Below are 16452 nucleotides of genomic sequence, written 5' to 3'. Positions count from 1 at the left end.
GCAAACCCAACAAACGGGGCCTAAACAAAAAAGGCTCCGTTTGTTGGAAAAGAAAAATCGGAGATGAGATAAAGTGAGTGATAAATTAAGAACTGCGAAATTGATTAAAGAATTCGGGGATAAACCGTTTGCAAGTAATCAACTTTACCAATTCTATTCAGAAGAAGAGCCGGATTTAAAAGAAACGACTTTTAGGTGGCAGGTTTATCATTTGAAAAAAGAACAAGTAATCCAAAACGACCCCGATGACTCCCCATGTCTCATAATAAACTGTGACGCATCTAATGCCGTTAACCTAATGACATTGCCCTTCGGGGTAGTGTTTTTTTATTTTTTGGATTATAATAAATCGAATTGTAAAAACAAAAAGGGGTACGAAGATGATTAAGTTTGAAGATTTTATAAAGGTTCCATATCCAGAAAGAACCAAAGTTAAATTCAATATGAAAACCGGTGATTCAAGTATAACGGCCTGGGACTTATTGCTTGAAGATGACCCTCTTTGGTCTACTTTAAATGGATGGAGATCAACTCATCCAAACCACAACCTAAATCATGCAGATTATTTAATTGCTCTTGCACAGTATTATCCATATGGACCTGAATATTTTGTTTTTGGTGGAATATATAAAGTTGAAAGAATTGTGCCAGAAATTTTAGACGGCATAGGTTATAAATTATTCTTATTGGATGACTTTCAGGAATATATTAAACGATTAATTATTAAAATTGATAAGCCTATTGGCCGAAACTTATATAACAGGAAATATGAATCACTTCAAGAACAGTTGAATCCAGAGATTTATGAATTAGCTCCAGGCTCCAAATTAGGTCATTTCCCTGGATATCAAAATGTTAGTTTGAACCATAAAGACATGCAATTGATTGTAAAAAGTGAAGAACCTAGCTGGCAACAAGCACTTTCGAACGTTAAGGGAATTTATGTAGTTACTGACACAAGCAATGGAAAACTATATATAGGATCAGCATCAGGAAATTCTGATGGAATTTGGCAACGATGGTCAGGTTATGCTGATCCTAAAAATCTTACAGGTGGAAACAAAGAGTTCATAAATATATTAAAAGATAAAGGTGATAATTATATTGCTGATAATTTCAAATATAGTATCCTTGAAATATTCGACACAAAGACAAAAGTTGAAACTATCATTGATCGTGAAAATTATTGGAAAGGTGTGTTTGAGTCGAAAAAATATGGTATGAACCATAATTAAAATTGTTATAAACTAGAAATAGTAAGAAAAAAGGAAATTTGGTTAGATATTTCGATCGGGATCACTATATTTAAAAATATAAAAATGGCGACGAAATGGCGATATAAATTTAAGGTACAGTTATACCTCTATTTTAACCCGACTCTTAATCGGGGTGACCACTCACGATAAAAAATGAAAAACGAACCCAAGTTTTAAGCTTGGGTTCGTTTTATAAAAAAAGAGTATTGTTAGTGAGTATTACACGAGTATTGTTTGAGTATTGTAAGCAAAAACGGTGTAAATCTATCTTAACTGAAATGGGGTTTTAATGGGAAAGATGGCTGCTTAGCCTACTTGCTCGCTTCCTCAATCGCCACCGCAACCGAAACCGTCGCGCCAACCATTGGGTTATTCCCCATTCCGATCAGACCCATCATTTCAACATGGGCAGGAACCGATGAAGAACCGGCAAACTGAGCGTCTGAATGCATCCGGCCCATGGTGTCGGTCATCCCGTAGGAAGCTGGACCAGCGGCCATATTGTCTGGGTGCAGGGTTCGGCCGGTACCGCCGCCAGAGGCCACGGAGAAATATTTTTTGCCTTGTTCCAGGGCTTCTTTTTTATAGGTGCCGGCAACCGGGTGTTGGAAACGGGTCGGGTTGGTGGAGTTACCGGTGATGGAAACGTGAACCCCTTCATAATGCATGATGGCCACGCCTTCCTGGACATCATTACAGCCATAGCAGTTAACGGCAGCCCGTTCGCCGTCGGAGTATGGGGTTCGGGAAACAATGTTTAGTTCACCGGTGGCGTAGTCATAGTCGGTTTTGACATAGGTAAAGCCGTTGACCCGGGAAATAATTAGAGCAGCGTCTTTGCCCAGTCCGTTTAAGATAACCCGCAGCGGTTTTTGACGAACCTTGTTGGCCGAGCGGGCGATCCCGATGGCACCTTCAGCCGCCGCAAAGGATTCATGGCCAGCTAAAAAGGCAAAACATTCGGTTTCTTCTCTTAAGAGCATCGCGCCCAGGTTCCCATGACCTAAACCAACCTTCCGTTGTTCAGCCACCGAACCGGGAATACAGAAAGCCTGTAAGCCTTCGCCGATGACTTCAGAGGCGTCTGCCGCATTGGTAATGCCCCGTTTAATGGCCAGAGCCGCACCCAGGGTGTAAGCCCAGCAGGCGTTTTCAAAACAGATGGGCTGAATGCCTTTAACAATGCCAGCCACATCAATGCCTTTTTCATCACAAATTGCTTTTGCTTCTTCTAAAGAGGCAATGCCATTGGCAGCTAAAACTTCTTCAATTTTAGCGATTCTTCTTTCATAACTTTCAAATAATGCCATGTGATTTCCTCCTATTCTTTTCTTGGATCGATGTATTTGACTGCATCGTCGAATTGTCCGTACTTGCCAGAGGCTTTTTCCAAAGCGACGGCTGGCTCAACGCCGTTATTGATACTTTCCATCATTTTTCCAAGATGAACGAAGGAGTAACCAACGATTTCATCGTTTTTGTTTAAGGCCAATTTCTGGATATAACCTTCGGCAATTTCAAGGTAACGGGGGCCTTTGGCAAGGGTACCATAGGTGGTCCCGACCTGGCTTCGTAAACCTTTGCCCAAATCTTCAAGTCCGGCGCCAACCGGCAGGCCGCCCTCAGAGAAAGCCGTTTGGGTACGGCCATATACGATTTGCAAAAACAATTCCCGCATGGCGGTGTTAATTGCGTCACAAACTAAATCTGTATTAAGAGCTTCTAAGATTGTTTTACCTGGCATAATTTCAGAGGCCATCGAAGCTGAATGAGTCATTCCCGAACAACCGATGGTTTCAATCAGACATTCCTCGATGATGCCATCCTTTACATTAAGGGTTAATTTACAGGCGCCCTGTTGTGGGGCACACCAGCCAATACCATGAGTTAAACCAGAGATGTCGGTAACATCCTTTGCCTGAACCCATTTTCCCTCCTCTGGGATTGGGGCACAACCGTGGTTGGCGTTATTACCAACGGTACACATTCTTTTAATTTCGTGAGAATATTCCATTCATTAATCTCCCTTCAAAAAATTACTCCTTTAATTATAAACTTAAAAATTCAAAATAAACAGGTAATATTTTGTCATTTTTACGAATCGGGGAAAAATACCCGAATAGGACAAAAAGTTTAATTGATGAAATGGCGAAATCGATGTAGAATAGGGCAAGAACCTAAAATAGGTGAATTTTATCTTTGGTTCGGGAACTTATCTTAAAAATTTATTAAATGAAACGATAGATAATTGGTCGATTGATCTGCGGATTGATTGAGAAGGGATGTAAACGAATGGAATTAAAAAATAAACTTAGCCTGGGAGCAAAAAGAGTGGAGTACTTAATGGATGAGTATTTCGACCGGGACAAGACGCTGGGCTTTTGCAAGGCATGTCCAAATTTTTCCAAATACTGGTCCTGCCCAACTTACGCATTTGATGAAGCAATCTTTCTAAAACAGTTTAAATACATGCACATCATCGGCAGACAGTTTGAGGTCTCCCGGGAAGATTTAAGAAATATCCGTGATCCTCAGGCGGTTAAAGACTACTGTACCGACAAACTCCAGGCGATCAAGGTGATGACTTGGAAAACCCTACTGGAAATTGAAAACGAAGTCGATGGGGTGATCGGTCTGATTCCCGGCAATTGCCCGATCTGTGAAACCCAGGGGCTGGCCTGTGCCAGAAAAACCAATGAACCATGCCGTCATCCCGGCATGATGCGCTTTTCATTGGAGTCGCTTGGCTTTAATGTGGCCGATCTGCTTAAATATGAGGTCGGCATGACAATCAAGTGGGGCGATACCTACCGCTTGCCGGAGGTGCTGACCTCGGTGTCGGCAATCCTCTGCAATGAAGAAATTCCCAAAGAAATCCTCAAAAAATACTTTCCCGATAAAAAGAAGAGCTGGGAACGGGACAAACACCGGGCGCCGGTGGATGAGTTCCAGGTTTCGGAAGTCATCAAACCGGAGGAGACCATCCATGGTGGCAGAGCGGCGGTTGCCGCCAGAGCCAAAATCATTGACGATGAAATTCCAGCGTATCGGCCCCAGAAAAGCTGGGTCGGCTATAAAGCCGATAAGAACCCTGAAGATGAAGTCATGAAAAAGGGTTATACCGTCACCATTCAGGGCGAAGAAGATGTGATTCCGGAAATGACAGCACAAGAAGTGGAAGCACAAAAAATCTACGAAGAAGACACGGCCCCGGAAGTTAAGGCAGAAGAGGTGCTGGTAGAAGTGGTTACCCTAACGGCCGAACCGGAACCGGAAGCTACCGAAGTGGTGATTGAGGAAGAAGACGACAGCAAATATCAGTGGCTGGGCTTTAAGGCCAACCTTGATGACGACGAAATTGTTAAACGGCCGATTCCAAAAATGACTGAACTGATTCTCGACGGCGAAGAAATACCGGCGGAAAATGAAGCGACTGAGCCAGCCGGGGAAGTGTGTCCGGATCTGGCTGCACCCCAGGCCGAAGAAGCGGCAGCTGAAGAAGCAGTGACCGAATCAGCAGTCAGCTGTGATGCAGTTGAAGAAGCGGTTTCGGAAGTGAGTGAAGAGACAGTCGCAGAAGAAGAGGACGACAGCAAATATCAGTGGTTGGGTTTTAAAGCCAGCCTTGATGACGAGGAAGAAACCATTGTCACCAAGTCAACCCTGGCAAGCCTGGTGATTCCCGAATAGAATAGTAGTAATGATCGAGATTGTGTTTGGGATGGGCTTTGGCCGTCCTGGGCACAATCTAATTTATATCACGGCGCTTTTGCAACGATAAAAAAACAATTTGAAGGAGAGAAATGATGTATTATTCAGCAGACATTGGTGTTATTGGCGGTTCCGGTCTTTATGAGCTCAGTAGTGATGTGAAAAAAATTGAAGTGGACACCCCTTATGGCAAGCCATCGGACGATATCAGCCTGGTCAAAGTAGGCGAAAAAACCGTGGCCTTTTTGCCCCGGCACGGCAAAGAACATACCCTTAACCCGTCAGAGATTAATTACCGGGCCAATATCTACGCCTTAAAAACCCTGGGGGTTAAAGCGATTATCTCGCCCTGCTGTGTGGGCAGTCTTAAGTTTGATATCAAACCCGGCGATTTTGTGATCACCGATCAGTTTATCAATATGACCTCTGGCCGAAAAGATACCTTTTTTGAAAAACCGAAGGTCAATCATCTCAGTTCGGCCCATCCCTACGATAAAAACCTGCGGGTGCTGGCGATGGAAGCGGCTAAAGAATGCGGAATTACGGCGCATTTTGGCGGGACAGTGATCGTTATTAACGGGCCTCGTTTCTCAACCGTGGCTGAAAGCCGGATGTTTGCGATGCTGGGTGCCGATGTGGTTAATATGACCCAGTATCCTGAAGGCTATCTCTGTCTGGAACAGGAAATCCCGGTGGTGAACATTGCCCTGACCACCGATTACGATGCCGGGCTCGAAGGCCATCCGGACATTAAGCCAGTCACCAACGAGGATGTGATCCGGGTTTTAAACGAAAATGCCGAAAAAGTAAAAGCGCTGATCTTTAAGCTCATCGATAAATTAGAGGTGTAGGCTTGAAACCTGTTTATTTTGAAGAGGGGAAGCTAAGGCTGATTGATCAGACCAAGCTTCCCACGGAGTTCATTGTTTATTCCTATACCGATTATCGGGAAATTGCCAAAGCGATTGTCGATATGATTGTCCGGGGCGCACCGGCCATCGGGGTAACCGCTGGCTACGGTGTTTATTTTGGTGCGTTGGAATATCAAAACGAGCCAAAAGATGTTTTTTATGTTAAAATGAAAGAAGTTTGCGAATTACTGGCGTCTACCCGTCCCACCGCCGTGAATTTATTCTGGGCGATTAAGCGGATGGAAGATGTGATGGCGGCCAATGCCGATAAAGAACCGGCCGAGCTGGTGGCGATCTTAAAACAGGAAGCCGATGCGATCTGTGCCGAGGACATTCAGATGTGCCGGGACATGGGCAAGCATGGTGCCGAACTGATCCACGAAGGTGATACCCTCTTGACCCATTGCAACGCCGGCGCTCTGGCCACCGCCGATTACGGCACCGCCCTGGGCGTGATCCGGGCCGCCCATGAAGCGGGCAAGAATATTTCTGTCTATGCCGATGAGACCCGGCCCTTTTTACAGGGTGCCCGGCTGACGGTCTATGAGCTGCAGGCTGATGGCATCCCGGTGACCCTGATTACCGACAACATGGCTGGCTGGATGATGAAGCTGGGCAAAATTGACGGCGTCATTGTCGGCGCCGATCGGATTGCAGCCAATGGCGATGTCGCCAATAAAATCGGTACCTATTCGGTGTCGGTACTGGCCAAGGCCCATGGCATCCCAATGTATGTGGCCGCACCGACCTCGACCATTGATTTTGAGATGCAGTCCGGCGATGAAATTGTCATCGAACAACGGGATTGCCGGGAAATCAGCCATATTGGCGGGGTTCAGGTGGCACCCGACGGGGTCAATATGGAAAACCCGGCCTTTGATGTCACCCCCCACCAGAACGTCACTGCCATCATCACCGAAAAAGGGGTGGTCTATCCGCCTTATGACCTTAATATTCCCAAGCTGAAAGAATAAAAAGCAAAAGGATGACGCATGAAAGTAAATATATTATTTCCCGTTCTCGATGAAGAACGGCGCCTCGAAAAGGGGATCTTAAAAACCCTGATATTCCTCAAAAAAAACAAACTGTTTGATTATCAGCTGACCATCATCGATAATGGCTCCACCGATGCCACCGAAGCCATCAGCCGCCGCTTGTGTGAAAAGTATAAAGAAGTCGAATATCTAAAAACCCCAGAAAAAGGGGTCGGTGTAGCCCTGCGAACCGGTGCGGCAGATAACAGCTGCGAAGTGATCGGCTATATGGACATTGACCTGTCCACCGATATCGAACATCTCAGACAGGTAAAGGATATTTTTGAAAACCAGCCCGATGTAAAAATTATTAAGGGGTCGCGGCTGATGAAAAATTCGGCCGTGACGGGCCGCAAGCTATCAAGAGAATTGACCTCCCGGGGGCTTAATAGCCTCTTGCATGTGGTGTTTAAAAATAAGTTTACCGATGCCCTCTGTGGTTTTGATTTTTACCGCAAAGACACCTTTGATCAGTTAATTGCCGCTTCCAGCCAGGACAATGGCTGGTTTTATTGCGTGGAGCTGCTGTTGCGGGCTGAGCGCCAGGGCATCGCCGTTTATGATATTCCGGTAATCTGGAAAGATGATTACGATACTAAGGTAAAGGTTGTTAAAACTGTGGTATCCTATCTTAAGCAGATCAAATTTTTAAAGTCAGAGTTTATCAAAGAAGATCGAACAAAAGGCTGACAGCAAGGAGTTAAGATGAAGGTACCAGCAAACAATTTACTACGTCATTTTGAAGAACATCAGCAAGAATATGAAAACAAAGCCCTGGAAATCTTAAGAAGCGGCAGCTACATTCTCGGGGATGAGGTGGACCGCTTTGAAAAAGATTTTGCCAGCTATATCGGCACCAGTTACTGCGTTGGCCTGGGCAACTGTTTAGATGCCCTGTGGCTGTCGTTTCGGGTCTTGGGCATTGGCGCCGGTGATGAGGTCATTGTTCAGGCCAATACCTATATTGCCAGCGTCATGGGCATTACCATTAACGATGCCACCCCGGTTTTTGTCGAGCCGGACGCCTTTCATAGCATCGATGCGGACAAAATCGAAGAAAGAATTACCGACAAGACCAAAGCCATTCTGGTGGTGCACCTTTACGGCACCTGCTGCGAAATGGATAAGATCGTGGCGATTGCCAAAAAGCATAACCTTTATCTGGTAGAAGATTGCGCCCAGAGCCATGGCGCCACCTATCAGGGTCAGATGACCGGTTCTTTTGGGGATATCGGCTGTTTCAGTTTTTATCCATCCAAAAATCTTGGCGCATTTGGTGATGGTGGGGCGATTACCACCAACAGCCCGGAACTGGATCAGGCCTTTCGGATGTATCGGTTTTACGGCAGTGAGAAGCGCTATTATAATAAGGTGGTCGGCACCAATTCCCGGCTCGATGAACTTCAGGCCGGGCTGCTAAACGTTAAGCTTCGTTATCTGGACGCGCTTAATGCCGACCGCAACCGGGTTTGCATGACCTATCTTAACAAAATGAACAACCCTGTAATTGCGCTGCCAAAGCTGCGGGTCCAGGCTACCACAGTCTGGCATCAGTTTGTCGTGACCACGCCCTATCGGGATGAGCTGAAAGATTATCTGGAAACACAGGGCATTGGCAGTATTATTCACTACCCGATCCCACCCCATCTGTCGGAAGCCTATGCGTATTTAAAGATCGGCCCGGGCAGTCTGCCGATTACCGAAAAACTGGCCGACGAGGTTTTATCGCTGCCGCTTTTTTATGGGATGACCGACGCTGAGATTGATACGGTAGTGGCTGCCATCAATGCTTTTGTGCCCAAGGCATTGGAGCAATAAGATGACCGCAAACAAAAGCAAATGGGACAAGATCATTATCGGAGCCGGGCTTTACGGCCTTTATGCCGCTAAGACTTGTGGCGAGCGGGGCGAGCGGGTGCTGGTGCTGGAATGGGAAAAAGCCCCCTTTCAGCGGGCCACCTACATCAACCAGGCCCGGGTCCATATGGGCTATCATTACCCCCGGTCTTATGCCACGGCGATCAAATCAGCCCATTATTTCAACCGTTTTATCAAGGATTATGATTTCTGCATTCACAATGCCTTTGATCAGGTTTACGCCACCAGCGACAGCTTCAGCTGGACCAACCGGGAACAGTTTGTCCAATTCTGTCAGGCCGCCGAGATTCCCTGTGAAGAATTAATGCCCGACAAGTATTTTAAAAAGGGCCTTTGTGACGGGGCCTACCTGACCAAGGAATATACCTATGACGCCGGGATTCTGGGGCAGTATTTTGTCGATGCGCTGGTCGGAATGAAAAATGTTGAAATCAACTATGGCGTCCGACTGCAGCAGATTGATAAGGGGCCAGACAGCTACGTCCTGACGCTGGAAAGCGGTACCGCTTTCGAAACGGGCTTCCTGCTTAACGCCACCTATGGTTCCACCAATCAGATTCTTAGTCTGGCCGGTTATGAGCCCTTTAAAATAAAGTACGAGCTCTGTGAAATTATTCTCTGTAAACCCCAGGACAAACTCCGGGAGGTCGGCATTACGGTGATGGACGGGCCTTTTTTTTCGGTAATGCCCTTTGGCAAAAGCGGCTATCATTCCCTGACTTCAGTCACCTTTACCCCCCATGTTTCGTCCTTTGACAGCCTGCCGCAGTTTAACTGTCAAACAAAGAGCTGGGGATATTGCAGTCCCGAACAGCTGGGCAATTGCAACGATTGTATCGCAAAGCCCCAATCCGCCTGGCCCTACATGTCCAATATGGCTGAGAAATATCTAAAGGCCGAGTACGGTTTTAGCTACGAGGGCTCACTCTATTCAATGAAGCCGATCTTAAAGGCTTCCGAGGTGGACGACTCCCGGCCGACGGTGATCCGCAAGGTCAGCGAAAAGCCAACCTTTGTCTCGGTATTATCGGGAAAAATAAACACGGTTTACGATTTGGATGAGGTACTAAAAAATGACTAGACAGCAAGAACAGAAGGTGACCGTTCGGGACAAAGAAAAGAACTTTGTTTCGGCGGTGATCTATATTTATAATGATGAAGAGCGAATCCGGGATTTTCTGGAAAAAATCAATGCGGTTTTAAGTGCCAATTTTGAAAACTACCAGATCATCTGCGTCAATGACGCTTCGGATGACAACAGCCTGGCAGTGATCCGGGAGATTGGCAAAAGCATCAAAGGTACCGTCATCAACGTCGTCAATATGAGCTTTTATCAGGGGGTTGAGCTGGCCATGAATGCCGGGATTGATCTGTCCATCGGTGATTTCGTCTTTGAATTTGATAACATGGTGATGGATTATGATGCCGAGCTGATGATGGATGTCTATTACCACAGCCTGACCGGTTTTGATATCGTCAATGCCGCCCCGAAAAAATGCGGCCGCAAGACCTCGCGACTTTTTTATGCGGTCTTTAACCGGTATTCCCGCAGCCCCCATCCCCTGCGAACCGAAAACTTTCGGGTGTTGTCGCGCCGGGCGATTAACCGGGTCCATTCGATGAGCAAGACGATTCCCTACCGTAAGGCGGTTTACGCCAACTGCGGCCTGAAGATCGACACCATCGAGTACGACAATGACCGCTCCTGCACCAAGGGCTACGATAAGGAAACCCGCTATCAACGCAAAGAAATGGCCGCCGATTCGCTGATTCTGTTTACCAATGTGGCCTATAAGATGACCCTGCTGGCAGCGGTCTTTATGATGGTAGCCACCTTTGGCATTGGCATCTATACCCTGGTCAGCTATGTTACCGAAGACGTGGTGTCCGGCTATACCTCGATGATGCTGGTGATTGTCTTTGGCTTTTTCGGCGTCTTTGTGATTCTGGCGGTGATCATCAAATACTTGTCGATGCTGATGGAGCTGGTTTTCAGCAAACAGAAATACACCATCGAGTCGGTGGAGACGATCAGCGAGTAAGATCAAAAAGCTATTTGTTGTCTCAAGATAACCCAGTACCGACAATTGTTACATCATGTTGTACGCATCGGAGCGGACATGGCATCGCCTGTCCGATTCTGCGCGCAGGCAACGAGCCAATCACAAGCTTGCTTGTAGTTGGCGACTGCCCGCGACCAATGCGAAAGGAGCAAAGCGGATTTCGCATGGCGCGGCGAACAACAGATTAACAATTGGTCGGTACGGTAGTTGAGCGATAACCCTAAAGGTTGAGAAGAACGTTGGTTATTGAATTTCGACTTCGGCCTGGGGATCAAAAGGATTGGTTCGGATCGAAAAAGAGTACAAAAACGGATAGGACTTGCGCTGGTGGTTCATATACAGCAGCCATTCCACCAGCAGCAGTTGGTAGGCCCGTTCAATATCGGTCATCAGGTGGCGGTAATCATTGTCATTGAGCGTTAGCAGGTTTTTGCGGCTGGACAGTTCCTGCTCAGCATGGGAAAGCGACATAACCAGGTCGGTAAAGGTTTCATGCTCAACCAGAAACGGGTTTTCCAGCAGTTTTAAAAAAAGCTCCCGGTGCGACGTTAAAAATTCGCTGAGATTCGTAAGGCAGGGCCCGGAAAAACTCAGATGATGGCGAACCCCCTTCAGATTCTTCAGGGCGTTTTTATAATCCCGGTTATCCCACTGCGGTTTGATCAGCAGAAATTCGCGAAAATCTGGGAGGTGTTGATCTTCCCGGGAAAAGAACTGCATCAGTTCGACACCAGCCTCAGAGAAGAAAACACTGAGCACCATGTTGACTTTTTTGAGTCGTTCTTTTTTGTCCTTATCTTCAATGACCTTATGAAAAATTACCGAAACCAGCAAGACTTCAATCGGTAAAAAGGCAATGTCGCCCAGTAGATACAAAAAGATATGATGGGAATCCTTGAAAATCAAAAAATGCGAATAGTAAAGAATGGCGGATAAGGCGATAAAGCCAATGCCGATCAGAATGCCTTTGTAATATTTTTTCATGAATACGCTCCAATTTTAGTATTAGAGATATTATAGCGCAGTTTTTAAAAGATGACCAGAGTGGCAATTTGAAGGGCATGGGTAAATATCAGCAAAAAACCTAAATTTATTTGAGAATGAGAGGCCATTATGAAGTATAGTATGTTTTCCTGGTTTGGCTATTTTATGAAATTTGAAGACCGCATCAAAATCATTGCCGATGCCGGTTTTGAAGAAGCGATGATTTCCTGGGAGGATGAGTTTGAGCCCTGGGCCTTGAAAAAAGAAGAATTCCCGGAGTTGGTTCGAAAAAACGGTTTGGGGATCACCAATATCCATGCCCCCTTTATCGGCTACAGCGACATCTGGACCGCCTCCCGGATGGAGATAAAACCCAAGCTGCAGATGTTCAAAGATTATCTCAAAGATTGCCAGGCTTTTGAAATCCCGGCGATGGTGATGCACACCAATGATCTCGATGAATTTGAGCCGGATCTCGATAAAGGCCTGGCCTTCTTCTCCGAGCTGGCTGATGCCGCCGAAAAATACGATGTCGATCTGGCGGTGGAAAATGTTTCCCGCCAGCATCTGCTTTGTTATCTGCTCGATCAGATTAATGCCCCCCGCTTTGGGATGTGCTATGACAGCTCCCACGATTTTCTGGAAGAACAGAACTGTGGCCGGATTCTAAAAAAGTATAGAGACCGGCTTAAGGCCCTGCACCTGTCCGACAATGATTTTAAGGCTGACCGCCACTGGATTCCCGGCGAAGGCAGCATTCCCTTAGATCAGGTAATGGCCGAAATTCTGACCGTGCCAACGATTACGACCATTTCCTATGAGGTGCTGGCCAATGAAGACTGGCGGGAAAAGGAACCGCTTGATTTTGCCCGGGCGGTGCTTGAGAGTCTGGCCATAAATGATGAAAAACCACCGCAAAAATAATCAATTGAAAAGTTGCCGATTCTATGATACACTGCCACTAATATAAATAAAGAAGTGATGAGGAAAGAGGTGGAAGACCTCTACAGCCCCCGCTACTGTAATTGCCAACGCGGTTTTTGTACCACTGTCTTATGGATGGAGTGGGAGAACCAAGGACACGCATAAGTCAGGACACTCATAATCATTGATATTCTTCGGTGGGAAGAACAGGATTAAACCGTTTGTTTAGTATCCAGCCTCCACAGGAAGCTGGATTTATTTTTGCAAAAAAATGCAAAAAAATAAAGAAAAAGAAGGACGAAAATGAAAAAGAAAAGCATGCGAAATTGGTTGGTGATTCTTGCTGTGATTGCTTTAATGGTATCCTTTACCGGCTGTCAGCCAGGCAAAACGACAGCGGATGAATCAGGCGTCGAAACAAAAAGCGGCTCGACCACTTACCCGGTCACGGTAACCGATAATGCCGGTAATTCAGTGACCATCGAAAAAGAACCCCAGAAGATCGTCTCATTGTCTCCGGCAACAACCGAAATCCTGTTTGCCCTGGATCAGGGGGACAAGGTCGTCGGACGGACCAAATACTGTGATTACCCCGAAGCCGCTTTAGCCGTGACCGATATTGGTAGTTTTAACGCACCAACCCTGGAAAAAATTATTGAGTTGGCACCGGATATTGTGGTGGCCTCGGATTTTGTCTCCGATGATATCAAACAACAGTTGGAAGCCACTGGCGCCAAGGTAATTACCTTTAATGCTGCCAATATTGACGGCGTCCTGGCCAATATTGTTCAGGCTGGCGAGGTCACCAATGCCAACGACAAAGCGACTGAAATAGTTAAAAAAATGCAAGTTGACCGAGAAGCGTTAATCGAAAAGGCAAAGACTGCCAAAACTCAAAAGTCAGTTTTCTTTGATATCGGAAAATTCTATACCGCTGGTCCCGGGTCCACTTTGGATTCGATGCTGACCGATTTGAACGCCGTCAATATTGCCGCTGATGGAGCAGAACAATGGCCGCAGCTCAGCACCGAAGAAATCATTGCTGATAATCCGGATGTTTATATTTCGCTTTATAGCAAACCGGAGGATGTTAAAGCCACCGCTGGTTTTGACAAGATCAATGCGATCATCAATGATCAACTGATCTACTTTGAATATCTGACCCCGGAAAGTGATATGATTCAGCGGCCCGGTCCCCGGATTATTGAGGGGATGGCCTTAATAGCCGAAAGCATTTATCCGGAAATATTTACCAAATAAGTTTGTCTGATGGGGCGAAGGCTGTTCGCCCCCTGGTTTTCTTAAGGAGAGAGACTCAGGGGGTGAACAGACAAAAAGATTAGTGGGAGAATACATGAAGAATACCGTCAAGAAATATGGCATCATCCTGTCCATTGCCATGTGCATCATCATCATTTACATCTGTACCTTATTGGGGGTGGCATCGATTTCTTTTTGGGATGCCAATAAAATTCTATTGGATCAGATTTTTCATATCGATCTGGGGATGGAAAATATCAGTGACGGGGCCATTGCGATTATCTGGAATGTCCGTCTGCCCCGGATTATTTTGGCCTTTATTACCGGTGGCGTGCTGGCTATCTGTGGCGCCGCCTACCAGGGCATTTTTAAAAACCCGATGGCCGACCCCTATATTTTAGGAGTGTCCTCCGGGGCGGCGCTGGGGGCGACGATTGGTATTGTCATGAATTTTTCCAGCAGTTTGTTCGGAATGAATGGTACGGCGATTTTAGCCTTTGTTGGTTCCTTTACCACGATTCTGGTGGTTTATAATATTTCCCGGGTTGGGCGCAAGGTACCGGTGGCGACATTGCTGCTCAGCGGGATTGCCATTGGTCAAACCATCAGTGCGATTATGTATCTACTGATGATTTTTAATCAGGAAGAGATGACCCAGATTATGTTCTGGATCATGGGCAGTTTAAACGGCAAGGGCTGGGATCAGGTTTTAACAGTCCTGCCCTATGTGCTGATTGGCGGGGTGATCATGCTGACTTCAGTGCGGGAGCTCGATATCATGCTCCTGGGCGAGGAAACCGCCACCCAGCTGGGCGTCGATACCGAACGGTTAAAAAAGAAAATTCTGATTACCTCGTCCCTGCTGACGGCGGCGGTGGTTTCGGTAACTGGGATCATCGGCTTTGTGGGACTGGTGGTGCCACATATTGTGCGGTTGGTAACCGGGCCCAAACACCGGGTACTCATTCCATTCTCATTGCTCTTTGGCGGGGCCTTTCTGATTCTTTGCGATACCCTGGCCCGAACGGTGGCCGGGCAGGAAATTCCCGTTGGGATTATCACCGCCGCCTTTGGCGGGCCTTTCTTTGTCTATCTGCTTAGAAAACGCAAGCAAGGAGGTGCCTGAGATGGAACGATTAATGCCAAAAGTCATGCTGGATTTTAAGGATGTGGTCTCCGGCTATGGTGAAAAAGATATTCTTAAGGGCTTTAACGCCACCATCTGCCAGGGTGAGTTTGTCGGCCTGATTGGTCCTAACGGCACCGGGAAGTCAACCCTGTTAAAATGTTTATCCGGTTTGTTGCCGGTGAAATCCGGGGTCATCACCCTGGAAGAAAAGGACAATACCCGCTATAGCCAACGGGAACGGGCCCAGATGATTGCAGTCGTGCCCCAGTCCTTTGATATCGACTATGATTTTACCGTTGAGGATATTGTTCTGATGGGACGAAACCCCTACTTAAGTTATCGGACCAGGGAAAGTCAGAATGACTACCACATTGTGACGGAGGCGATGTGGGCTACCAAGACCCTCCCGTTTAGAAAACGGCTTTACAATAATCTCAGCGGCGGGGAAAAGCAGCGGGTGATTATTGCCCGGGCGATTGCCCAGGAACCGGACATCATTCTGTTGGATGAACCGACCTCGGCCCTCGATATCCACCACCAGATTGAAGTGATGGAGCTGATTCGCGATCTCAATCAGAAAAAATCGATGACGGTGGTGGCCGTGCTGCATGATATTAATCTGGCGGCCCGTTACTGTAACCGCCTGATTTTAATGAAAGACGGCAAGGCGATTGTCGATGGCATCCCCAAAGATGTGATCACCGAGCCTAACCTTAAAAAAGTCTATGAGATGAAAATGTTTATCAAGGAGAACAAGCTGTTTGGAAAACCGGAAATTATTCCCCTGCGGGTGATTAAAGAATCGGAGGACTACCGCAGCTTGCGGATTCATGTGATCTGCGGCGGCAACAGGGCGTCCCAGGTGCTTGAAGAACTCGAAGCCATGGGTCATCAGCTCACCGCCGGGGTGGTCAACCAGGGCAGCGATGACTGGACTATCTGTGATGTACTGGGGATTCCGATGATTGAAGAAAGCCCCTTTACGGCCATCAGCAGTGAAAAACAGGTTAAAAACCTGGCCGTTATGGCTAAGAGCGACCTGATTCTGATTTCTGATCTGCCCTTTGGCCACGGCAACATTACAAATCTAAACGGTCTGGAAAAGCTACCGGGGGAGATATATTTCCACCGCAATTGTCTGAATAATGATTTTACCGAAGGTCAGCTGCAAAAGCGGCTGGAAGCGATCAAAAAGCACAAGACGGTTAATGAAATTGATGATCATCAGGAATTTATTGAAATAGTTAAAGCCTTGACGCTAATTGAAGATAAATAATTTCGTATTAAACGGTTTTTAGCGGT

16 protein-coding genes and 1 riboswitch are annotated in these 16452 nt (G+C 46.6%); of the genes, 13 read left to right on the top strand and 3 right to left on the bottom strand.

Features of this window, described 5'->3' with window-relative positions:
• The first annotated feature begins 73 nt into the window (after nt 1-73).
• Nucleotides 74-388 (top strand): hypothetical protein, encoded by a 315-nt coding sequence (locus tag ACWI_RS01115; RefSeq protein WP_070369587.1) that lies wholly within the window; start codon nt 74-76, stop codon nt 386-388.
• Nucleotides 381-1235 (top strand): GIY-YIG nuclease family protein, encoded by an 855-nt coding sequence (locus tag ACWI_RS01110; RefSeq protein ID WP_070369586.1) that lies wholly within the window; start codon nt 381-383, stop codon nt 1233-1235. The genes ACWI_RS01115 and ACWI_RS01110 overlap by 8 nt, the downstream gene beginning before the upstream one ends.
• Before the next feature lie 332 nt (nt 1236-1567).
• Here the strand turns inward: ACWI_RS01110 and ACWI_RS01105 are convergent, their stop codons facing one another.
• Nucleotides 1568-2566, bottom strand: a complete 999-nt coding sequence (locus ACWI_RS01105; RefSeq protein ID WP_070369585.1) for a GGGtGRT protein — start codon at nt 2564-2566, stop codon at nt 1568-1570.
• Between the two features lie 11 nt (nt 2567-2577).
• Complete coding sequence (locus ACWI_RS01100) at nt 2578-3270, bottom strand: iron-sulfur cluster assembly scaffold protein (protein ID WP_070369584.1); 693 nt, start codon at nt 3268-3270, stop codon at nt 2578-2580.
• Nucleotides 3271-3548: 278 nt separating this feature from the next.
• Here ACWI_RS01100 and ACWI_RS01095 point away from each other — a divergent pair, with 278 nt between their 5' ends.
• From ACWI_RS01095 to ACWI_RS01065, 7 genes are all read left to right on the top strand, one after another.
• Nucleotides 3549-4946 (top strand): DUF2284 domain-containing protein, encoded by a 1398-nt coding sequence (locus ACWI_RS01095; protein WP_070369583.1) that lies wholly within the window; start codon nt 3549-3551, stop codon nt 4944-4946.
• 113 nt (nt 4947-5059) lie between these two features.
• Nucleotides 5060-5818 (top strand): MTAP family purine nucleoside phosphorylase, encoded by a 759-nt coding sequence (locus ACWI_RS01090; RefSeq protein WP_458795888.1) that lies wholly within the window; start codon nt 5060-5062, stop codon nt 5816-5818.
• A 2-nt stretch (nt 5819-5820) separates the two neighbouring features.
• A complete protein-coding gene (gene mtnA, locus ACWI_RS01085) occupies nt 5821-6852 on the top strand; it encodes an S-methyl-5-thioribose-1-phosphate isomerase (RefSeq protein ID WP_070369581.1) in 1032 nt (343 codons plus the stop codon).
• An 18-nt stretch (nt 6853-6870) separates the two neighbouring features.
• Nucleotides 6871-7602 (top strand): glycosyltransferase, encoded by a 732-nt coding sequence (locus ACWI_RS01080; protein ID WP_070369580.1) that lies wholly within the window; start codon nt 6871-6873, stop codon nt 7600-7602.
• A 15-nt stretch (nt 7603-7617) separates the two neighbouring features.
• On the top strand, nt 7618-8730 hold the full coding sequence (locus ACWI_RS01075; protein ID WP_070369579.1) for a DegT/DnrJ/EryC1/StrS family aminotransferase: 1113 nt from the start codon (nt 7618-7620) through the stop codon (nt 8728-8730).
• A gap of 1 nt (nt 8731) precedes the next feature.
• Nucleotides 8732-9871 carry an FAD-dependent oxidoreductase gene (locus tag ACWI_RS01070; RefSeq protein WP_070369578.1) on the top strand — a complete coding sequence of 380 codons (1140 nt, stop codon included), beginning with the start codon at nt 8732-8734 and terminating at the stop codon, nt 9869-9871.
• Nucleotides 9864-10832 carry a glycosyltransferase gene (locus ACWI_RS01065; protein WP_070369577.1) on the top strand — a complete coding sequence of 323 codons (969 nt, stop codon included), beginning with the start codon at nt 9864-9866 and terminating at the stop codon, nt 10830-10832. Before ACWI_RS01070 ends, ACWI_RS01065 begins: the two co-directional genes overlap by 8 nt.
• A gap of 264 nt (nt 10833-11096) precedes the next feature.
• Here the strand turns inward: ACWI_RS01065 and ACWI_RS01060 are convergent, their stop codons facing one another.
• Nucleotides 11097-11837 (bottom strand): hypothetical protein, encoded by a 741-nt coding sequence (locus tag ACWI_RS01060; protein WP_070369576.1) that lies wholly within the window; start codon nt 11835-11837, stop codon nt 11097-11099.
• 129 nt (nt 11838-11966) lie between these two features.
• Between ACWI_RS01060 and ACWI_RS01055 the strand changes: the two genes are divergently transcribed.
• From ACWI_RS01055 to ACWI_RS01040, 4 genes are all read left to right on the top strand, one after another.
• On the top strand, nt 11967-12761 hold the full coding sequence (locus ACWI_RS01055; protein ID WP_242871555.1) for a sugar phosphate isomerase/epimerase family protein: 795 nt from the start codon (nt 11967-11969) through the stop codon (nt 12759-12761).
• A 5-nt stretch (nt 12762-12766) separates the two neighbouring features.
• Nucleotides 12767-12958, top strand: a riboswitch (cobalamin riboswitch).
• A 106-nt stretch (nt 12959-13064) separates the two neighbouring features.
• Entirely contained in the window at nt 13065-14021 is a 957-nt protein-coding gene (locus ACWI_RS01050; protein ID WP_242871554.1) for an ABC transporter substrate-binding protein, read from the top strand.
• A 94-nt stretch (nt 14022-14115) separates the two neighbouring features.
• Entirely contained in the window at nt 14116-15147 is a 1032-nt protein-coding gene (locus tag ACWI_RS01045; RefSeq protein WP_070369574.1) for a FecCD family ABC transporter permease, read from the top strand.
• Between the two features lies 1 nt (nt 15148).
• Complete coding sequence (locus tag ACWI_RS01040; RefSeq protein WP_070369573.1) at nt 15149-16426, top strand: heme ABC transporter ATP-binding protein; 1278 nt, start codon at nt 15149-15151, stop codon at nt 16424-16426.
• Nucleotides 16427-16452: the final 26 nt, after the last annotated feature.

Origin of the sequence: Acetobacterium wieringae, from assembly GCF_001766835.1 — a bacterium.
GTDB lineage: Bacteria > Bacillota > Clostridia > Eubacteriales > Eubacteriaceae > Acetobacterium > Acetobacterium wieringae.
This window is presented reverse-complemented; position numbering and strand designations above follow the sequence as displayed.